Raw genomic sequence first — 19013 nt, 5'->3', positions numbered from 1 at the left:
GTGCCGCAACCCCATGGCGGGAGCGGTCCTCTCTCCGGAGACGTTCCGTGCCCGTGAAACCGCTATCATTCCTCGCCAGGCTTCGTATGACGCCGGTCCTGTCCGGATTCGTGGTCGTCGGCCTCTGCAGCGTACCCGCTGTCGCCGCCGATTTCCCCGATCCTTATGGACCGCCCCGTGATTTCCCCGCCGAGCGGCGGCTCCCGCCTCCTGTGGAGGATTTCGGCCCCGAGCGCGGGGCGGCCCGGCTCATCGAGCCGTGCCGGGTCGTGGTCCGGCGCCGGATCACGCCCGATGGGGAAGAGATCGTGAAGCGGGTGACGATCTGTGAGGAGCGTTCGGACCGCTTCCGGCACGAGCCGGATCGTGGATACGGCGAGGCGAGGCCCTTGCTCCGACCCCCGCTGCCGCCCCGCGACATTCCATTCGTGGATGAAACTCGCCCCGGTCGGGGAGCCGATCACGGGGAAGATCGCCTTGAAGAGCGCCCGGCGGACGGGCTCGCCGGCGACGAGCGCCTGTCCGACGAGCCGCCGTTGGAAGAGCGCGGACGCGGCCCGCGCTACTGAGGCGGTCGCGTCGGGCTTCGAGGTATCAGGCCCGTACGACGGGCCGAGCCTTCACGGCTGCGGCCAGCGCCTTCAGCTGGCGGTTCAGATCCGCCAGTTCGTTGAGGGCGATGGTCCGGTGGCCGTCCTTGACCGCACGCTCGATGTCGGCGACCTGCGCTGTGGCCATGCGCTTCAGTTCGGCGGCGAGTTGGTCCCGGGTCATCGGCGCTCCTGTCACGGCTCGGGGTGGTGGGACCGTGATAGGGCCCGCATGCTTAACCGACGGTGTTCATCGAGTGCGGGGCACCCAATGAACCGTGTCCGTCATGCGGTCTTACGTCCGCCAGGGATGCGCGGGCAGCTCGGTGGCGCCGACCGCGCTGGCACCGGCGAGAGCGACGGCGTGGTCGTTCTCCACGCTGGAGCCGCTAACGCCGATGGCGCCGGACATCTCGCCGTCCTTGTCGACGATCGGGATGCCGCCGGGGAAGGTGATCAGGCCCTCGTTGGAATGCTCGATGCCGAAGAGCGGGCCGCCCGGCTGCGACAGCTGGCCGATCTGCCCCGTCATCATGCCGAAGAACACGGAGGTCTTGGCCTTCTTCTGGGCGATGTCGATGGAACCGACCCAGGCCCCGTCCATGCGGTAGAACGCTTTGAGGTTACCGCCGGAATCGACGACGGCGATACACATCTGGGTGTCGAGCTCCACCGCCTTGGCGCGGGCGGCCTCAATGGCCTTGTGGGCGTCTTCGATGGTCACATGCATGATGGTTTCTCCCTTGTCGGTCGACGAGATCGGAGCCGTTTGGCCGTCTTCGCGTAGCGGAAGCGAGTGGCCCCGGCGCCTGTTCTCACGGCGACACACCGTGAACGATAGGACATTTCGGGCCTAAAGCGAGGACGGCCGCCCCTTTCGGAAGCGGCCGTCCTGCTCAGCGATGTCTACGAAGCGAGCGAATCAGCTGGCCGACATCGCGTTGGCCTTCTCGATCAGCGCCTCGGCCATACGGATCGAGGCGATGTCGATGAGGCGGCCGTCCAGCGAGACGGCGCCCTTGCCGGCCTTGGCGGCCTCTTCCATGGCTTCGAGGATGCGGCGGGCCTTGGTGACTTCGGCTTCCGACGGGGTGAACACTTCGTTGGCGAGGTCGATCTGCGAGGGGTGGATGGCCCACTTTCCCTCGAAGCCGAGAGCGGCGCAGCGGCGGGCGGCGGAGGTGTAGCCGTCCGGATCGGAGAAGTCGCCGAACGGGCCGTCGATCGGACGCAGGCCGTAGGCGCGGCAGGCGATCAGCATGCGGTTCTGGGCGAACAGCCACGGGTCCTGCCAATGGGTCTCGCGGTTGCCGGCCTCGTCCTTGTCGGTGAGCACCGAGAAGTCCTTGTTCACGCCGCCGATGACGGTGGAACGGGCGCGGGTAGAGGCGGCGTAGTCGGCCACACCGAAGGACATGGCTTCCAGGCGCTTCGACGAGGTGGCGATCGCCTCCACGTTGGCCATACCCAGAGCGGTCTCGATCAGCACTTCGAAGCCGATCTTCTTCTCGCGCTTCTTGGCCTGCTCGATCTGGGTCGTCAGCACGTCGATGGCGTAGACGTCGGCCGGCACGCCGACCTTGGGGATCAGGATCATGTCAAGGCGCGGACAGGCTTCGACGATGTCGACCACGTCGCGGTACATGTAGTGGGTGTCGAGACCGTTGATGCGGATCATCATGGTCTTGGTGCCCCAATCCAGGTCGTTGAGCGCCTGGATGATGTTCTTGCGGGCCTGCTCCTTATCGTCGGGGGCGACCGCATCTTCGAGGTCGAGGAAGATCACGTCGGCCTTCGAGGAGGCGGACTTCTCCATGAAGGTCGGGTTGGAGCCGGGAACGGCGAGTTCCGAGCGATGGAGGCGCGGGGTCGCCTGCTGGATCAGGGTAAAGCTCATCGGGGAATCCTTCCTTGTTTGGTTTCGTTGCGGGTGGTGAGACCGCAAAACGCGGTCCACCATACCGGTCGTGGGGCGCTCTCGCGCCAGCCCCAGGGCCGTGTCCGACCCTCGGTATCCTTACAAACGCCTCAGCCCGTCGCGCCGAAGCCGACGGCGATGCAGTTGATCGACAGCAGCAATGCGGATTTCACCGCCTCGCGCTTGTCCTCGTCTTCCTCGCCCCGAAAACGGCGAAGCAACTCCACCTGTTCTCGGCTGACCTGATTGATCGTCGGCAGCCGGCCATTGAGGCGGTCCCGGAACTGCGGGTAGCGCTCGGCCAGTTCGCGGTCGCCGCTGACACGCAGGGCCATCTCGCGGGTCAGTTCGTACTCGGCCTCGATCAGCGGGAAGATGCTGTTGCGGGCGGCCTCGTCGGGCACGAGACCGGCGTAATCTTTCGCGATAGCGAGATCGACCATCAGAAGTGTCTTTTCGACCTCGTCGAGGATGAGGCGGAACGGCTTCGATTCGGCAAAGAGCCGCTTCAGCTGTGCCTCGCCCTGCGCCCCGCGCACGTCGAGGAAACTCTTCAGGCCGGAGCCGACGCCGTACCAGCCGGTGATGACGTGGCGGTTCTGCGACCAGGCGAAGACCCAGGGAATCGCGCGCAGATCCGCCAGCGAGCGGGCGCCGAAGCGCCGCGCCGGACGGGAGCCGATGTTGAGGAGCGCGATCTCGTCGAGCGGGCTCGCGGCCTGGAAATAGGTCACGAGATCGGGGTGCTGGATCAAATTGACGTAGGCCGCGCGCGAGGCGCCCGACAGCGCTTCAAGCGTGTCGTCGAATTCGTTGCGCGGGATGTTGATCGCCTCGCGCTCCGATTTCAACGCGTGGTCGAACACCGACGAGGCCAGGAGCTCCATCTGATAGGCCGCGGTGCCGCGGTTGGCGTATTTGAAGGAGACGACTTCTCCCTGTTCGGTAGTGCGGAAGCGGCCGTTGATCGATCCCGGCGGTTGGGCGGCGATGGCCCGGGCGGTGGGCGCCCCGCCACGGCTCACCGAACCGCCGCGACCGTGGAAGAAGGCGATCGGCACGCCCGACGACTTGCCGAGCTGGGTCAGCTTGTCCTGAGCCTTGTACAATTCCCAGTTCGAGGCGACGAAGCCGCCATCCTTGTTCGAATCCGAGTAGCCGATCATCACCTCCTGCATCCCGCCCTGCCAGCGGGTGGAGCGGCGCACGACGGGGATCGAGAACAGCTCCTTCATGATGGCGGGCGCAGCGCGCAGGTCGTCGATGGTCTCGAACAGCGGCACGATCGGCAGGCAGCAGATCTCCGTGCCGGCGGCATCGAGGAAGTTGCCGGCCTCCTTGGCGAGGAGATAGGCGCCGAGGATGTCGGGGACCGAGCGGGTCATCGACAGGATGAACGAGCCGAAAGCCTCGCGGTCGAGCTGCTCGCGCATCTCGCCGACGAGGGCGAACGTCTCGAGCGTTTCGCGGGCATCGTCGGGCAGGCTTTCGAACGAGCGCTCCCCGTGCATCGGCTTTGCCAGTTCGGACAGCAGCCAGTTCTTCCACTCGGGCGATTCGAGGGCGGGCGGCGTCTTGTTCTGGCCGTGGCTCTGGTGCCACAGGGCATGGAGCGTCTTCGTGGTGCGCGTGGTGTTCTCGCGCAGGTCGAGGCGCACGGTGGAGAAGCGGAAGATCTCGACCATGCGGCGCACCGGCCGGACGAGGTCGATGGCCAGCGACGGGCAATTCGCTTCGGTGAGGCCGGCTTCGAGGTGGCGCAGATCGTTGATGAGCCCGTCGGCGCTCGGATAGTCGGGTCCGCTGGTACGCTGCCCCTTGTTGCGCGCGATGGTGGCTTCGAGCTTGCGCAGGATGCAGGTGAGGAACTGGCGATAGGCCTCGCCCGGATTGCGGCTGGCGATGGCACGCCCGTCGCCGCTCTCCGCGAGAAGCTGCGCGAGTTCGGACTTGAACGTCGCCGGCACGGGCAGCGAGCGCTCGGTGAGGGAAAGCGTGCGGCCAAGCGCCGTAACCCCGTCGCGGTAGCGTCGCAGGGAGGCCAGCGCGTTGCGCTGGAGCGTGGCACGGGTCACCGACGAGGTGACGTAGGGATTGCCGTCCCGGTCCCCGCCGATCCAGGAGCCGAACTGGAAGAAGGCCGGCACCTCGAATTTCTCGTCCGGGTAGTATTCGGCGAGCGATTCCTCGAGCGAGTAGAGCACCTCGGGGAGCATCTCGAACAGGGTCTCGTCGAAGAAGTGCAGGCCCCAGGCGACCTCGCGCTCCACCGTGGCCTTCTCCAGATGGAGTTCGCCGGTCATCCAGACGAGCTCGATCTGGTCGCGCAGCTCGTTCATCAGGCCGTTGCGCTCGCGCTCGGTCCAGCGCGGCAACTCGAGCTCGCGCAGGACGAGGTAGATGCGGCGGAACTTCTCCAGCACCGTCACGCGCTTTCCCTCGGTGGGGTGCGCCGTGATGGTCGGCCGAATGCGCAGATCCTTCAGCAGGGCGTGGATCTCGGGCGCTTTGATGCCGTTCTTCACCGCTTCCGCCAGGACCGCGCTGAAGCTTCCGCCGAGCTCCGCCCGTCCCTTCGTGCGCTCCAAGTGCCGGCGCCGACGCATGGCGGCGTTCTGCTCGGCGATGGAGAGCAACTGGAACCAGATGCCCTGCACCTGAAGGGCGCGGGCGAGGAGCTCGGGCGAGAATTCCGAGATGTTGGCTTGGCCAAGAAGCACGGCCTCCAGTTCCGGCTCATGCCGGCGGGCGACTTCGAGCAGAGCGTGGAACAGGATGTCGAGCGCCTCCTTCGACGACGTACCGGTGATGACCGGCGGCGCGAAGGGATGGTCGAGGGTCCCGACCGGGGCGTGGAGGGTATCGGTCATCGGATGGCCACCTCGAACAGAGTTGAGCCGATGGCCGCCGGGGACGCGCGGGCAACGGTGATGAAGCGGCCGCCCCGCAGCATGGAACGCAGCGTCGGGGCGATCAAGGGGTGGTTTCTGTGGCTGGGTCCGTCGGCGGCCGGGCGGCGCTGCCCCTCTCCCGGTCGCTCCGCGACCACCCTCCCCCGCTGAGGGGGAGGGTTTGCGCGTTCAGGCGGCGAGTTTGCGCATCACCTGCTCGACCGTCGAGCCGAAATCGCCGGGGCTGGGGGCCACGGTCAGGCCATAGGAGCGCATGATCTCGGCCTTCTCGGCGGCACTGTCGCCGGTGGCGGAGATGATGGCGCCGGCATGGCCCATGCGGCGGCCCTTCGGAGCGGTGAGACCGGCGACGAAGCCGATGACGGGCTTCGACATGTTCTCCTTGATCCAGGCCGAGGCCTCGGCCTCCTGCGGACCACCGATCTCGCCGATCATCAGCACGGCCTTGGTGTCGGGGTCCTGCTCAAACAGGGCGAGATGGTCGAGGAAGGACGACCCGTTGATCGGGTCGCCGCCGATACCCACCGACGTGGTGATGCCGATGCCCTTCTCCTTCATCTGCGCCGCCGCCTCGTAGCCGAGGGTGCCCGAGCGCGAGATCACGCCGACATTGCCCTTGAGGTAGATGTGGCCGGGCATGATGCCGAGCATCGACTTGCCGGGCGAGATGATGCCGGCGCAGTTGGGGCCCACCACCATGGTGCGCTTGTCCTTGGGGTAGCGGCGCAGATACCGCTTCACCCGCATCATGTCCTGGGCCGGGATGCCGTCGGTGATCGAGCAGATCAGCGCGAGCCCGGCATCGGCCCCTTCCATGATCGCGTCGGCCGCGAAGGGCGGTGCGACGAAGGTGATCGAGGTGGTGGCTCCGGTGGCCTCGACGGCCTCCTTGACGGTGTTGAACACCGGGACGCCGAGATGGGTCTTGCCGCCCTTGCCCGGGGTGACGCCGCCGACGATGTTCGAGCCGTACTCGATCATCTCCTTGGCGTGGAACGTACCCTTATCGCCGGTGATGCCCTGGACGATTATCGGGGTCTTCTCGTCGATCAGAATGCTCATGACGTATCCTCCCCTCGTCTCAGTGGTTGCGCTTGGCGGCGTCGCAGGCGGCGACGGCCTTGGTGGCGGCATCCGACAGGCTGTCGGCGGTGATGAGATCGAGGCCGCTCTCGGCCAGGATCTTCTTGCCCGCCTCGACATTCGTTCCGGCGAGCCGGACGATGAGCGGCACGTCGATCTTCACTTCCTTCGCCGCCTGGATCACGCCCTGGGCGACCCAGTCGCAGCGGTTGATGCCGGCGAAGATGTTGACGAGGATCGCCTTGACGTTGCGGTCCGAGAGGACGAGCCGGAAGGCCGTCGCCACACGGTCGGGGCTGGCACCGCCGCCGACATCGAGGAAGTTCGCCGGCTCGCCGCCCGCATGCTTGATCATGTCCATGGTGGCCATGGCGAGGCCGGCGCCGTTGACGATGCAGCCAATCTCGCCGTCGAGGCCGATATAGCTGAGATTGTGCTCGGCAGCCTGGGCCTCGCGCGGGTCGCCCTGCGAGGGATCGTGCATGTCGGCGATGTTGCGCCGGCGGAACATGGCGTTGTCGTCGAAGGACATCTTGGCGTCGAGCGCCAGGACGCGGTCGTCCTTGGTGACGACGAGAGGGTTGATCTCCAGCATCGTACCGTCGCAATCGCGGAACGCCCGGTAGGCGTTCATGATCGTCTTCACGGCCGCCGAGACCTGCTTGATGTTCAGGCCGAGCTGGAACGCGATCTCGCGGGCCTGGAACTGCTGCAGACCGACGGCCGGCTCGACCACGACCTGGATCAGGGCCTCGGGCTCGTTGGCGGCGATCTCTTCGATATCCATGCCGCCGCGCTGCGAGGCGATGACGCGGACGCGCTCGGCCTTACGGTCGAGGACGTAGCCGAGATAGAGTTCGCGCTCGAACGGGTCGGCGGTCTCGATATAGACGCGCTGGACAGGCTTGCCTTCCGGGCCGGTCTGGAGCGTCACGAGGCGCTTGCCGAGGAGGTCCTTGGCGGCATCGCGAACCTCGTTGTAGGTCCGGCACAGCTTGATACCGCCCGCTTTGCCACGGGCGCCGGCATGGATCTGGGCCTTCACCGCCCAGAACGAGCCACCGAGCTCGGTGGCGGCGTAGACTGCCTGGTCGGGGCTGAAGGCCACCGCGCCTTTGGGAACCGCGACGCCGAATCCGGCGAGCAGCTCCTTGGCTTGATACTCATGCACGTCCATGTGCGTTCTCCTCGGCGTTTTTCCCTGAGACAGACACTCTCGTAAATTTCACTTCACGGAAAGAGGTTCTGTTGTAATATTTTTTTACATTCTCTTTCACTCCGCCTTTAATGGCGGACGGAATGTATTTTTTAGACGAAAAGGCCGGCTGAGTTTGCTCTCGCCGGCCTGTCGTTGGTCTTAGTTCACCTTGGCCTTCACGACCTCGTAGATCTTCTCGTTCAATGGTCCAGATGGCCCAAGCAACTCTTCGAGTTGCTTCAGTCGCTCATCGGCAAATCCCCGATCGTCCAGGCCCTTGGCGTTGACATAGACGTTGAGCGCTGCGCTGCGCAGTCCGGCATGAGCGGAGAGAACCGCGACCCCGGCATCGGAGATGACGTTGAGGTTGCCCTTGTCGGCCACGGCCTCGGCGAGGTCGATGACCTCGCGGCAGGCACGGCAGCAGGCGAGCGGCACGTCGGTGGCGACCTTGAGGGCCTCCTGGATTCTGGCGGCACGGGCCACCTTCTCCTCGTCGGTGCCCTTCGGCAGGCCGTAGGCTCCCATCACCGCGTCGAAAGCCTCGACATCGTCGGCGATCATTCCGGTGAGTTCGGCCCGGAGCGCTTCGGACTTGTCGAGGATCTCCTTCAGCTCGCCCTCCACCTCGACGTACTTCTTCTTTCCGATGGTGAGGTTGCACACCATGCTGAGGAGCGCGGCGCCCATGGCACCGGAGATGGCGGCGGCTCCGCCGCCTCCGGGGGTCGGGGCCGAGCTCGCGAGCCCGTCGAGGAAGCTCTGGATGGTTTCGTTGGCGGGCGACGTCTTCTCGCTCATGGGTCAGGCCATCGTCTTGGCGAGGGCATAGATCTCCTCGGCGTCGAAGACCTTCTCGGCGCTGTCGAAGAGCTGGCCGACGCAGGCGCGGTGCAGCTTCAGCTTCAGGCCGCCGATGCCGAGGGCCCCGAACACCTTCTTGCCGTGGCGCTCCTTACCCTTGTCCATGGCGTCGATGCCGCCGAAGCCGAGGGGCGGCTGGGCGTTGTAGTCGGCGATGAACTCGATGCTTGCCTCGTCCTTCCAGTCGGCTTCGGCAAGAAGCTCGAGGCCGATGGCGCCGGCCGAGAAAACGAGGTTCTGGCCCTTGACGATGGCGGCGCGCGAGGCGGCGTCCGGCGTCGCGGCGGCGCTGATCTGAACGTGGAAGCGCTTGTTGATGGAATCGGCGGCGGCCTGGGCCTTGTCCAGCGAACGACCGCAGAGGACGACGGTGGCGCCTTCCTGCGCGAGAAGCGCGGCCGAGCGCATACCCACCGGACCGGTGCCGGCGAGCACGACAGCCTTTTTGCCCTGGAGCGATCCGGCGGCCTTCTGGACCAGCGCGACGCCGGCGGCGGCGGTGGTGTTGGAGCCGTTCGAATCGAGCATGATCGACACGCGGAAGGGGCCGAAGAAGCGCTTCTTCACCGCCTCGAACACCGCTTCGCCGGCCGCCATGCTGCCGCCGCCGACGAAGATCGCCGTGGATTTCTTCTCGGAACCCCCGCGGGTGTAAATCGTGCCGTCCACCAGCGCGCCGACATTGTCGGGCGTCACGTTGCCGTAGCCGGTGATGCGATCGGCCCCGCCGTCATAACCGACGACCACATCGAACACGCTCGGAACGGTATCGGTATCGAATTGGAACAGCAGCTTCTTCGTCATGTCGTTTCCTCTGCCCGCGTCGCTGCGCGGTTATCGTATGATTGGCGAGACTGCGTTGAGCCGCGCGATGGTGTGTTCCGCCAACCCGGAGTGTCGGCGAGCTCGTCATCCGAAGACCCCGCCGGCACCGCCTCGATCAGCGCCTGACGATTTGGATTCCGGGCTCCGCTCCACTACCCCTGCAGGACATCGGCGTCTCCGAGCCGGGTCTCCACGTATGGAGCCCTATCCTCACACCACGTTCTGCGGCTTGCCCGCAACATAGGCCTCGACGTTGTCCACGAGCTGGTCAGCCAGGATCTGCATGGCCTCCTTGCTCGCCCAGGCCACGTGCGGCGTGACGATGAGGTTGGGCAGGTCGAGCTCGCACAGGATGTTGCCGTTCTTGGGCGGCTCGGTCATCACCACATCGAATCCGGCGCCACCGATCGTGCCGGCCTTCAGGGCCTCGGCAAGAGCCTCCTCATCGACGAGGCCGCCACGCGCCGTGTTGATCAGGATGGCGTGCTTCTTCATCTTGGCCAGCTGCTCGGCGCCGATCATGTTCCGGGTCTCCGGCGTCAGCGGCGCATGCAGGGTGATGACGTCGGATTCGGTCAGGATCGTCTCGAAATCCACGAGGCCTTCCTGCGGGAACACGTCGTAGGCGATGACCTTCATGCCGAGCGCTTCCGCCCGCTTGGCGATGGACTTGCCGAGCGCGCCATAGCCGACAATGCCAAGCGTCGAGCCGGCGATGTCGTGGATCGGATAATCGAAATAGCAGAACTGGGTGGACTTCGCCCAATCGCCCCGGCGCACGGAGTTCGCGTATGGCACGATGGCGCGCCGCAGGGCGAACATCAGGCCGATCACGTGCTCGGGCACGGTGTTGAAGGCGTAGTTGCGGATATTGACGACCGTGATGCCGAGTTCCTTGGCGACGGCCTTGTCGACGACATCGGTGCCGGTGGCGGCCACGGCGATGAGCTTGAGGTCGGGGAGCTGCTTCAACGTCTCGGCGCGCATGGGCACCTTGTTGATCAGCGCGATCTCGGCCCCCTTCAGGCGCTCGACGATCTCCTCCGGCGTCCAGGTGGAGTCGTACTCGGTATATTCGTGCGGGAAATTGAACTCACGCACCTTGGCGTCGAGGGATTCACGATCGAGGAAGACGATTTTGTGCGCCATTGGAACCCTCAAGCGACGTTCCGCGCCGAGCGCGACGTTACGCGATACACGCTTCTATAGACGATGCCCCGGGGCCGGCGAGATGCCGGCCCCGGGAAACAGCTTCGATCAGGACTTGGCGAGGGGGTTCTCACGCAGGTAGCTAGAGGCGGCGGCGACGCCGGAGCCCGGCTGCACCTTCACGCCGTTGTCGAGCATGGCCATTTCCGCGCCGGCGATGGCGCCGAGAAGCGAGAGCTCGTTCAAGTCACCCACGTGGCCGATGCGGAACACCTTGCCGGCCACCTGGCTCAGACCCGCGCCGAGGGCGAGGTTGTAGCGCACGAAGGCGTGCTTGATGATCGCGGCGGCGTCGATGCCCTCGGGGACGAGGATGGCCGTCACCGTGTCCGAGTTCCACTTGGCTTCCTTAGCGCAGGTCTTGAGACCCCAGGCCGCCACGGCCTGGCGGGTCGCCTCGGCGAGTACGGCATGGCGGTGGTAGACGTTCTCGAGACCTTCTTCCCGCAGGCAGGCGAGTGCCTCGCGCAGGCCGTAGAGAAGCGGCAGGGCGGGGGTGTAGGGGAAGTAGCCGGCGCCGTTCTGCTTCTGATGGTCGGCCCAGTCGAAGTAGACATGCGCGAGACGGTCGTTCGGGCCCGACGAGGACTCGGCGGCCTTGAGCGCCTTCTGGCTGACGCAGATCACGCCGAGGCCGGCGGGGAGCATCAGGCCCTTCTGCGAGCCGGCGATGGCGCAATCGACCTTCCACTCGTCGGCGTAGAACGGCAGCGAGCCGATCGAGGACACGCCATCGACGAAGAGAAGTGCCGGGTGGCCGGCCGCGTCGATCGCCTTGCGCACGGCACCGATGTCGCTGGTGACGCCGGTGGCGGTCTCGTTATGGACCGTCATGACGGCCTTGATCTCGTGGTTCGTGTCGGCGCGCAGCGCCTCCTCGATCCGCTGCGGGTTCGCACCCGTGCCCCACTCTTCTTCCTGAACGATCACGTTCAGGCCCAGACGCTGGGCCATGTCGATCCACAGGTGGCTGAACTGGCCGAAGCGCGAGGTCAGTACCGTGTCGCCGCGATGCAGGGTGTTGGTCAGTGCCGATTCCCAGATGCCGGTACCCGAGGCCGGGAACAGGAAGATCGTGCCCTCGGTCGAGCCGAACACGGCCTTGGTCTCTTCGAACAGGGGCTTGGTCAGCGTCGGGAAATCCACCGAACGGTGATCCTCGGAGGGAACGATCATCGCCCGCTGGACGCGGTCGGGGATGTTCGTGGGGCCCGGAACGAACAGATGGTTCCGACCCGGCCGTCTCGTTGCCGCCATGTTGTGTCTCCGGTTCTTCTTCGGTTCGCGCGCACGCATCGTGCGACGCTGGGATCGAATACGGTGGTCCGAGGTCGCGATCCGGCCTGATGGGCAGCCGGGACGGTTCCTAAGCTTTGGGAAAGAAACGGCGGCGCTGCCAGGAGGCCCGGCTGCCGCGCGTCCGTCTGGAGGAGAAGGCACGGTCCACGATCGTCGGCGGAAGGCGCGAGGCCCGCCTCGTGCCATCACCGATGACTGCGAGTTCCGGAGCGCTCGACGTGACTGCCTTCGACTGGATCAAGCCTCTCTCCGTTGGCCGGGGCGCGCGAATACCGCACACTCCCAGGGCCTTGGACGTCGTTTCTCACCTCGTCGGCAACCTTGATTCCGCCTCGCATGGGCTCCGGACACGCGCTTTCCAGCGCGATCCGGTGGGTCACCTTGATCGGGACTATGCCGGGGTTCGCCACCGAAGGAAAACGCAAAAAACTTCCCGGCCACTCAAAAAATTTGTCGCGCAGTGCAACATCCGCGCGATGCGGTTGAAGTAGTCGCATTGCAAGGCGAGCCACGGGGCGAGACAGCGCACGTCATCAAACTGATACGGGAATCCGGTTTGGCTCAATGCACCGAAGCCGTTCGGAGTGGGTCGTGGGCGAAGATACAGAGAAGACGATCCGCGTGAGGACGCTCTTCCTGTCCGATATGCATCTGGGCACGAAGGGCTGTCAGGCAGGATTGTTGCTGGAATTCCTGCGGGATTACGATGCCGACGAGATCTACCTCGTCGGCGACATCGTGGACGGGTGGCAGCTCAAATCGGGCTGGTTCTGGCCGCAGAGCCACAACGACGTGGTGCAGAAACTGCTGCGCAAAGTGCGCAAGGGCTCGACGCTGATCTACATCCCCGGCAACCACGACGAGTTCCTGCGCGATTATCTCGGCATGACGTTCGGCGGGATCGAGGTGGTGGACGACCGGATCCACGTCGCCGCGGACGGCAAGCGCTACCTCGTCATCCATGGCGACCAGTTCGACATGGTCGTGCGGCATGCCAAATGGATCGCCTTCCTGGGCGACGGGGCCTACACGTTCGCGCTCTTCATCAACACGCATCTGAACACGATCCGGCGTCGCCTCGGCCTCGCCTATTGGTCGCTTTCGGCCTGGGCGAAGCTGAAGGTGAAGAACGCCGTCAACTTCATCGGAAAGTTCGAGGAGCTGCTCAGCGCGGAGGCCAAGCGCGTGGGCGCGGACGGTGTCATCTGTGGACACATCCACCATGCCGCGCACCGGCAGATCGCCGGGCTGACCTATCTGAACACCGGGGATTGGGTGGAATCCTGCACCGCCATCGTCGAGCATTACGACGGCACCATGGAGGTGCTGCATTACCCGAGCGTGTTGCGGGCGCGGGCCGCCGCGGAAGAAGCGGAGCGCAGCGCGGTCACCGTCGGTCCGGCGCGGGCTGTCGCGTGAGGCTGTTGATCGCCACCGATGCGTGGCACCCGCAGGTCAACGGGGTCGTCCGCTCTCTCGAGAACATGGCGGCGGCGGGCCAGGAGCTCGGCTTCGAGACCGTGTTCCTGACCCATCAGGACTTCGCCTCGGTGCCGCTTCCGGGATATCCGGAGATTCGGCTGTCTTATGCGACCAAGGGCAAAATCGCGCGCCTATGGTCGGATCTCGCCCCGACTCATGTCCATGTGGCCACCGAGGGGACCGTCGGTTACGCGACCCGGCGCTATTGTCTCGCCCATGGCCGCCCTTTCACCACAAGCTATCACACGCGCTTTCCCGAATACCTCGCCGCCCGTGCGCCCGTTCCCGAAAGCTGGAGCTACGCCTGGCTGCGGCGCTTTCACGGCGCGGCGAGCGGGACGATGGTCTCGACCCCTTCCCTCGAGCGTGACCTCGCCTCACGCGGATTCGGCAACCTGATGCGCTGGACGCGGGGGGTCGATACGGACCTCTTTCGCCCCGCTGGGCCGGATGACGTCCCGCCCGATGCCCTGGTCGGATTGTCCGGACCGTTCTTTCTCTTCGTCGGCCGGCTGGCGGTGGAGAAGAACGTCTCGGCCTTCCTCGATCTCGACCTGCCGGGTACCAAAATCGTGGTCGGAGACGGCCCTGACCGGGCACGCCTCGCCGGCCTGTATCCAAAGGCCCGCTTCCTCGGCACCCTGACCGGCGCGGCGCTCGCCCGCATCTACGCGGCAGCGGACGTCTTCGTGTTCCCGAGCCTCACCGACACGTTCGGCATCGTCCTGCTCGAAGCCCTCGCCTGCGGCGTTCCCGTGGCGGCCTATCCGGTCACAGGCCCCCTCGACGTCATCGGCGGAACCGGTGCCGGAATCCTCGGACCCGACCTGCGCGAGGCGGCGCTCGCCGCCCTGTCGATCCCCCGCGAGCGCTGCCGCGCAGAGGCCCTGCGCTACACCTGGGGCGAGAGCGCGCGCCAGTTCTTCACCAACATTTCGCTGGCTCACGGCACAGGTCTTCCCACGCCCCGGCGCCGGGCGTTCCGGGCGGCAGCTGCGGTGTAGCCCGAAGCCGTGGCGATGACCTTCCGGCCTCCTCGTCCAGAGAGTTCGGCCACGCTCACACACGTTTCTCACCCAAATCCCGGTGACCGGTCTTTGGGTGAGGTATATCCAATGGTCCAATGACCAAACCATTCGCCGACCCCGTCGCCAGCACCCTCCCCGCGCTCATCGGCTGCGACGAGGTCGGGCGCGGTGCCCTGTGCGGCCCCGTGGTCGTGGCGGCGGTCTGGTTCAATCCTGCCGTGTTCCCGGCCTCCGTGCTGGCCTGCCTCGACGACAGCAAGAAGCTCGACCGGGCAACGCGCGAGCGCCTGACGCCTCTGATTCGCGAACATGCCGAGGTGGCGGTGGCGGCCGGGTCACGGCAACTCGTGGACCGGATCAACGTCCGCGCGGCGACCCTCGACGCCATGCGGCGAGCGGTGGAGAAGCTCGGCCTCGAAGCGCCCGTGGCCGTGGATGGGCGCGATGCCATCCCCGGCCTGTCCTTGCCGTGCCGGGCGGTGATCGGCGGCGATCGGCTGGTGCCCCAGATCGCGGCGGCCTCCATCGTCGCCAAGACCTTGCGGGACGATCTCATGCGGGTTCTGGCCGGCCGTCATCCGGCCTATGCCTGGGATCGCAATGTCGGCTACGGCACCGCGGCTCATCTCGCCGGTTTGGCGAGCCTCGGCCGCTCCGCGCATCACCGGGTGAGCTTCACCAAGCGTTTCGCGTCCTCGCCCTCTGTCGTCACAACAGGCGCAGCTGTGCCCTGGACGCCGCTGTAGGATCGAAGAGATCCGTGCGCAGGGAGATGCGCGCATCGGCATAGCCGAGGCGTTGCTTTGCCAGCCGCATGCGTTGGCCGATGAGATCGGCATAGGCCCCGCTGCCGGTCATCCGCCGGCCGAAAGTCGCATCATAGGCCTTGCCGCCACGGGCCTCGCGCACGAGCGACATCACGTGCCGCCGGCGCCCCGGATAATGCTCGGCGAACCAGTCGTTCACGAGGTCGTCGAGTTCGAGCGGCAGCCGCAGCAGGACATGGCGGGCCTCGACGGCACCGCATTCCCGCGCCCGCTCCAGCACCGCTTCGATCTCATGGTCGTTCAGCGATGGGATGACCGGGGCCATCATTACCATGACCGGGATGCCCGCGCGGCTGAGCTGACGGATCGCTTCGAGGCGCCGGTCGGGATGGGGAGCGCGCGGCTCCATCCGGCGGGCCAGGACAGGGTCGAGGGTCGTCACCGACATCGCCACCTTGACGAGACCGAGCTCCGCCATCGGTGCCAGGATGTCGACGTCCCGGGCGACGAGGTTCGATTTCGTGACGATCCCCACGGGATGGCGGAAGCGCGCCAAGACGCCGAGCACGGCGCGGGTGATCCCATGGTCTCGCTCGATCGGCTGATACGGGTCCGTGGCCGTCCCGAGGGCGATCGTCTGCGGGACGTAGCCCTTCGCGGAGAGCTCGCGCTCCAGCAACTCGGCCGCATTGGCCTTGTGGAACAGCTTCGTTTCGAAATCGAGGCCGGGGGACAAGCCGACATAGGCGTGGTTGGGCCGGGCGAAACAGTAGACGCATCCGTGCTCGCAGCCGCGATAGGGATTGATCGAGCGATCGAACGGCAGGTCCGGTGACGTATTCCGCGTCAGGATGGTGCGTGCGTGCTCGGGCCGGTCTTCGGTGCGCAGGCGCTGGGCGGCATCATCCGAAACCCAACCGTCGTCGAAGGCTTCCCGCCGGGCCGGTTCGTAGCGACCGCAGGGATTGGCCGTGGCCCCCCGCCCCTTTCTCGCATCCGCCGACAGGGTGCTCCCCCCAAGCCGCCGGTCGCGCGTGTCGAACGCCTCGTCACCCCCGTGCCCGCCGGCCTTCACCGCTCGGACCACACAGCAAGTTCCGTTCCCGCCGGGTCCTTGAAATGGAAGCGGCGACCGCCGGGAAAAGCGAAGATCGGCGCCACGATCGTGCCCCCCGCCGCCTCGACCCGTGCCTGCATCGCTTCGAGATCTTGCGCATAGAGTACGGGCAAGGGCACCGCCTTCGCCGAGTCGGCATCGAACCCGCCATCGAGCCCCTCATCGAAGGCGGCATAGCGCGGGCCGTAATCGACGAAGCTCCAGCCGAAAGCGTTCCCGTAGAAGGCTTTCACCCGGTCGATGTCGCCGCCCGGCAACTCGAGGTAATCGATCTTGCCATCCTGCCGCATGCCTTGCTCCCCATCCGTTTCGACGACGTGACGCAGGGACGCCCGGCGCGTCGCGCGATACCCCTCCGTTCGGGTCGCGAACATATCAGGAACATTCAGGATGTCCCTGCCCTTTTTTAGAGCAATCGACGGGTTATGCCTGCGAGGCGCGGGTTCTCGTCGTTGTTTCGGCGCCATTCGGCTTTCTCCGGGCCGAAAATACGGTATGCGCGCGCATGATTTCGGCTCTGATCCATGTAGCGATGCCGGTCGGCCCCGATGCGGTCGACCAGCTCGCCGATACTCTGGGGGCTCTCGTCGAGGGCGTTGCCGCCGGGCTCGTCGGCGACGCGGTCATCATCGCCCCCGCCCATGATGCTGCGATCGATGCCGTGGCCGAGGCCACGGGCGCGACCTTCGTCGTCCGTTCGGGCGGTACGCCGCCCTGGTCGGAGGGGGCGAGGGCCGCGCGGCGGGAATGGGTCCTGTGCCTCGAGGCCGGTGACGTGCCGGCCGAGGGCTGGATCCGCACCATCGATCGGTTCATCGGCACCGCCCGGCCGGAGATGGTCCTCGGGCGGCTGCGCCGACCCCATGCGGGGTTGCCGTCACGCCTTGCGGCACAGGGCGAGTCCGTCATCGGCGTGCGCACGCCGCGCGCCGGAGACCTCGTACGCCGGGACCGCCTCATCGCGAGCGCCGTCTTCTCGACCCGCCTGCATCCCCGGCGGGTGAACGTGCGGCTGAACCGAGGGTAATCAGACCGGGATCGAGGCGCCGCGCCGCAGGTGTTCGTCCAGGCGCGGCATGATCTCGACGAAGTTGCAGGGCCGGTGCCGATAGTCGAGTTGCGCGGCGAGGATGCCGTCCCACGCATCGCGGCACGCGCCCGGTGAACCGGGCAGGACGAACACGAAGGTGGCGTTCGCGAGCCCCGCCGTGGCTCGTGACTGCAGGGTGGACGTCCCGATCTTGTCGTAGGAGATGCGGTGGAAGACCGCCGAGAATCCGTCCATCCGCTTCTCGAACAACGGCTCGATCGCTTCGGGTGTCACATCGCGTCCGGTGAAGCCCGTGCCGCCCGTGGTGATCACCACGTCGACAGCCGGGTCCCGCGTCCAGGATTCCACCTGAGCGCGGATCGCGACGACCTCGTCGGGGACGATGGCGCGGCCGGCGAGGCTATGCCCGGCCGCGACGAGCCGTTCGCACAGCGTGTCGCCGGAGCGATCGTCCTCGGCGACACGGGTGTCGGAAACGGTCAGCACCGCGATGGAGAGCGGGATGAAGCTGCGGGTCTTGTCTGCGGCGACCATGGCTGACGGCTCTCGGCTCGGCGGTACCGACCGGTTCTAGCCGCGAATGGGGCGGCAGGTCGATCCCGCCACCCCTTGGGTGCTCCACCGCTCCGGCTGACGCGCGATGGCCTCTTTCCGAAGTCGGTCGGGAGGGACGCGATGCCGCGTCAGGTTGCTTTACCGGCGCTGGGTCAGTTCCGGGCCGCCCTGAAAGTGTCGCAGGACTTGGTCTGGCCGCTCTTGTAGCCCGTCATGAACCACCGCATCCGCTGGTCCGACGAGCCGTGGGTGAAGGAATCCGGAACGGCGTAACCCTGCGACTGCTTCTGGAGCTTATCGTCACCGATGGCACTGGCTGCCTGCATGGCTTCCTCGATGTCGCCCGGCTCCAGGGAGTTGTACTTGTCGTTGGAGTTCTTGGCCCAGACGCCGGCGAGGCAATCGGCCATCAACTCCACGCGGACGGAGAGCTGGTTCGACTCGACCTTGCTGGATGCCGCCTGCTGGCGACCCTGGACCTTGCCCAGGATGCCGAGCTCGTCCTGGACGTGGTGGCCGACTTCGTGCGCGATGACGTAGGCGTAAGCGAAATCACCCTTCACGCCGAACTTCTGTTCCATCTCCTTGAAGAACGACGTGTCGAGGTAGATTTTCTTGTCGAGCGGACAATAGAACGGCCCCATGGCCGCTTGCGCGGAACCACAGCCGCTGCGCGTGCCGCCCTTGTAGAGCACCATGCCGGTGGGGCGGTATTGCTTGCCGGTCTGGTTGGGCAGAATCTCCTTCCACACATCCTCGGTGTTGCCGAGGATCGCGGCCGCGAAGCGTCCGCTTTCGTCCGTAGGTTTGGTGTTGCGCTGCGCCTGTGTCTGCGGGTCGACCCGTTCCTGGCGCGGCTGTCCGCCGCCGCTCATCTGCTCGGCGCCGCCGATCAGGATGGCGGGGTTGATGCCGGTGACCCAGCCGATGATGCAGAGGATGACGATCGTGCCGATGCCGAGCCCGCCGGCGCCGCCACCGGGAAAGCCGCCACCGCCTCCGCCGCCCTCTCCCCGGCGGTCCTCGACATTGTCCGAAGAGCGGAAATCTTCCCAGCGCATGATCTCGTCACCCTTCGTGGCGTGGACTCAACCCGAAGCCGGCCGCCCAACGCA

General features: G+C 66.3%; 19 protein-coding genes. 5 read left to right on the top strand and 14 right to left on the bottom strand.

Features of this window, described 5'->3' with window-relative positions; translation table 11 throughout:
- Positions 1–47: 47 nt before the first annotated feature.
- Complete coding sequence (locus A3OM_RS23430) at positions 48–569, top strand: hypothetical protein (RefSeq protein WP_157196429.1); 522 nt, start codon at positions 48–50, stop codon at positions 567–569.
- Positions 570–594: 25 nt separating this feature from the next.
- On the opposite strand, the gene A3OM_RS0103845 is transcribed toward A3OM_RS23430, so the two are convergent.
- The 10 genes from A3OM_RS0103845 to A3OM_RS0103795 form a co-directional block, all read right to left on the bottom strand.
- On the bottom strand, positions 595–774 hold the full coding sequence (locus tag A3OM_RS0103845; RefSeq protein ID WP_018042405.1) for a hypothetical protein: 180 nt from the start codon (positions 772–774) through the stop codon (positions 595–597).
- A gap of 111 nt (positions 775–885) precedes the next feature.
- Positions 886–1320 (bottom strand): heme-binding protein, encoded by a 435-nt coding sequence (locus A3OM_RS0103840; RefSeq protein ID WP_018042404.1) that lies wholly within the window; start codon positions 1318–1320, stop codon positions 886–888.
- Between the two features lie 192 nt (positions 1321–1512).
- Positions 1513–2487: a CoA ester lyase gene (locus tag A3OM_RS0103835; protein ID WP_018042403.1), complete on the bottom strand. Its 975-nt coding sequence runs from the start codon at positions 2485–2487 to the stop codon at positions 1513–1515.
- A gap of 131 nt (positions 2488–2618) precedes the next feature.
- Positions 2619–5378 (bottom strand): phosphoenolpyruvate carboxylase, encoded by a 2760-nt coding sequence (locus A3OM_RS0103830; RefSeq protein WP_018042402.1) that lies wholly within the window; start codon positions 5376–5378, stop codon positions 2619–2621.
- Positions 5379–5588: 210 nt separating this feature from the next.
- A complete protein-coding gene (gene sucD / locus A3OM_RS0103820) occupies positions 5589–6482 on the bottom strand; it encodes a succinate--CoA ligase subunit alpha (RefSeq protein WP_018042400.1) in 894 nt (297 codons plus the stop codon).
- A 19-nt stretch (positions 6483–6501) separates the two neighbouring features.
- Positions 6502–7680: a malate--CoA ligase subunit beta gene (locus A3OM_RS0103815; RefSeq protein ID WP_018042399.1), complete on the bottom strand. Its 1179-nt coding sequence runs from the start codon at positions 7678–7680 to the stop codon at positions 6502–6504.
- 180 nt (positions 7681–7860) lie between these two features.
- Positions 7861–8502 (bottom strand): methenyltetrahydrofolate cyclohydrolase, encoded by a 642-nt coding sequence (gene fchA / locus A3OM_RS0103810; RefSeq protein WP_018042398.1) that lies wholly within the window; start codon positions 8500–8502, stop codon positions 7861–7863.
- Positions 8503–8505: 3 nt separating this feature from the next.
- On the bottom strand, positions 8506–9369 hold the full coding sequence (locus A3OM_RS0103805; RefSeq protein ID WP_018042397.1) for an NADP-dependent methylenetetrahydromethanopterin/methylenetetrahydrofolate dehydrogenase: 864 nt from the start codon (positions 9367–9369) through the stop codon (positions 8506–8508).
- Between the two features lie 231 nt (positions 9370–9600).
- Complete coding sequence (locus A3OM_RS0103800) at positions 9601–10539, bottom strand: D-2-hydroxyacid dehydrogenase (protein WP_018042396.1); 939 nt, start codon at positions 10537–10539, stop codon at positions 9601–9603.
- Positions 10540–10647: 108 nt separating this feature from the next.
- Positions 10648–11856, bottom strand: a complete 1209-nt coding sequence (locus A3OM_RS0103795; RefSeq protein ID WP_026175686.1) for an aminotransferase class V-fold PLP-dependent enzyme — start codon at positions 11854–11856, stop codon at positions 10648–10650.
- Positions 11857–12489: 633 nt separating this feature from the next.
- Here A3OM_RS0103795 and A3OM_RS0103790 point away from each other — a divergent pair.
- From A3OM_RS0103790 to A3OM_RS0103780, 3 genes are all read left to right on the top strand, one after another.
- On the top strand, positions 12490–13317 hold the full coding sequence (locus tag A3OM_RS0103790; protein WP_026175685.1) for a UDP-2,3-diacylglucosamine diphosphatase: 828 nt from the start codon (positions 12490–12492) through the stop codon (positions 13315–13317).
- Positions 13314–14384, top strand: coding sequence for a glycosyltransferase family 1 protein (locus A3OM_RS0103785; protein ID WP_026175684.1), 1071 nt, complete (start codon positions 13314–13316; stop codon positions 14382–14384). Before A3OM_RS0103790 ends, A3OM_RS0103785 begins: the two co-directional genes overlap by 4 nt.
- Positions 14385–14503: 119 nt before the next feature.
- Positions 14504–15154, top strand: coding sequence for a ribonuclease HII (locus A3OM_RS0103780; RefSeq protein ID WP_018042392.1), 651 nt, complete (start codon positions 14504–14506; stop codon positions 15152–15154).
- On the opposite strand, the gene A3OM_RS0103775 is transcribed toward A3OM_RS0103780, so the two are convergent.
- Together A3OM_RS0103775 and A3OM_RS0103770 are read right to left on the bottom strand one after the other, a co-directional pair.
- The gene (locus tag A3OM_RS0103775; protein WP_245257828.1) at positions 15117–16181 is read right to left on the bottom strand and encodes a PA0069 family radical SAM protein; all 1065 of its coding nucleotides are present in this window, start codon (positions 16179–16181) and stop codon (positions 15117–15119) included. The genes A3OM_RS0103780 and A3OM_RS0103775 overlap by 38 nt on opposite strands.
- 65 nt (positions 16182–16246) lie before the next feature.
- Complete coding sequence (locus A3OM_RS0103770) at positions 16247–16582, bottom strand: VOC family protein (protein WP_018042390.1); 336 nt, start codon at positions 16580–16582, stop codon at positions 16247–16249.
- A 215-nt stretch (positions 16583–16797) separates the two neighbouring features.
- Between A3OM_RS0103770 and A3OM_RS0103765 the strand changes: the two genes are divergently transcribed.
- A complete protein-coding gene (locus A3OM_RS0103765; RefSeq protein ID WP_018042389.1) occupies positions 16798–17319 on the top strand; it encodes a hypothetical protein in 522 nt (173 codons plus the stop codon).
- Here A3OM_RS0103765 and moaB read toward each other — a convergent pair whose 3' ends face one another.
- Both moaB and A3OM_RS0103755 read right to left on the bottom strand, forming a co-directional pair.
- On the bottom strand, positions 17320–17877 hold the full coding sequence (gene moaB / locus A3OM_RS0103760; protein ID WP_018042388.1) for a molybdenum cofactor biosynthesis protein B: 558 nt from the start codon (positions 17875–17877) through the stop codon (positions 17320–17322).
- Between the two features lie 173 nt (positions 17878–18050).
- Entirely contained in the window at positions 18051–18959 is a 909-nt protein-coding gene (locus tag A3OM_RS0103755) for a neutral zinc metallopeptidase (protein WP_018042387.1), read from the bottom strand.
- Positions 18960–19013 lie beyond the last annotated feature (54 nt).

This window comes from Methylobacterium sp. 88A (genome assembly GCF_000376345.1).
Taxonomy (GTDB): domain Bacteria; phylum Pseudomonadota; class Alphaproteobacteria; order Rhizobiales; family Beijerinckiaceae; genus Methylobacterium; species Methylobacterium bullatum.
The sequence above is the reverse complement of the archived record's forward strand: the minus strand, read 5'-3'. Positions and strand labels throughout refer to the sequence as shown.

What these genes read in the sequence shown, in the direction of transcription:
- A3OM_RS0103845 (WP_018042405.1), bottom strand. Translation starts at nt 774, where the DNA reads ATGACCCGGGACCAACTCGCCGCCGAACTGAAGCGCATGGCCACAGCG.
- A3OM_RS0103840 (WP_018042404.1), bottom strand. Translation starts at nt 1,320, where the DNA reads ATGCATGTGACCATCGAAGACGCCCACAAGGCCATTGAGGCCGCCCGC.
- A3OM_RS0103835 (WP_018042403.1), bottom strand. Translation starts at nt 2,487, where the DNA reads ATGAGCTTTACCCTGATCCAGCAGGCGACCCCGCGCCTCCATCGCTCG.
- A3OM_RS0103830 (WP_018042402.1), bottom strand. Translation starts at nt 5,378, where the DNA reads ATGACCGATACCCTCCACGCCCCGGTCGGGACCCTCGACCATCCCTTC.
- sucD (WP_018042400.1), bottom strand. Translation starts at nt 6,482, where the DNA reads ATGAGCATTCTGATCGACGAGAAGACCCCGATAATCGTCCAGGGCATC.
- A3OM_RS0103815 (WP_018042399.1), bottom strand. Translation starts at nt 7,680, where the DNA reads ATGGACGTGCATGAGTATCAAGCCAAGGAGCTGCTCGCCGGATTCGGC.
- fchA (WP_018042398.1), bottom strand. Translation starts at nt 8,502, where the DNA reads ATGAGCGAGAAGACGTCGCCCGCCAACGAAACCATCCAGAGCTTCCTC.
- A3OM_RS0103805 (WP_018042397.1), bottom strand. Translation starts at nt 9,369, where the DNA reads ATGACGAAGAAGCTGCTGTTCCAATTCGATACCGATACCGTTCCGAGC.
- A3OM_RS0103800 (WP_018042396.1), bottom strand. Translation starts at nt 10,539, where the DNA reads ATGGCGCACAAAATCGTCTTCCTCGATCGTGAATCCCTCGACGCCAAG.
- A3OM_RS0103795 (WP_026175686.1), bottom strand. Translation starts at nt 11,856, where the DNA reads ATGGCGGCAACGAGACGGCCGGGTCGGAACCATCTGTTCGTTCCGGGC.
- A3OM_RS0103780 (WP_018042392.1), top strand. Translation starts at nt 14,504, where the DNA reads ATGACCAAACCATTCGCCGACCCCGTCGCCAGCACCCTCCCCGCGCTC.
- A3OM_RS0103770 (WP_018042390.1), bottom strand. Translation starts at nt 16,582, where the DNA reads ATGCGGCAGGATGGCAAGATCGATTACCTCGAGTTGCCGGGCGGCGAC.
- A3OM_RS0103765 (WP_018042389.1), top strand. Translation starts at nt 16,798, where the DNA reads ATGATTTCGGCTCTGATCCATGTAGCGATGCCGGTCGGCCCCGATGCG.
- moaB (WP_018042388.1), bottom strand. Translation starts at nt 17,877, where the DNA reads ATGGTCGCCGCAGACAAGACCCGCAGCTTCATCCCGCTCTCCATCGCG.
- A3OM_RS0103755 (WP_018042387.1), bottom strand. Translation starts at nt 18,959, where the DNA reads ATGCGCTGGGAAGATTTCCGCTCTTCGGACAATGTCGAGGACCGCCGG.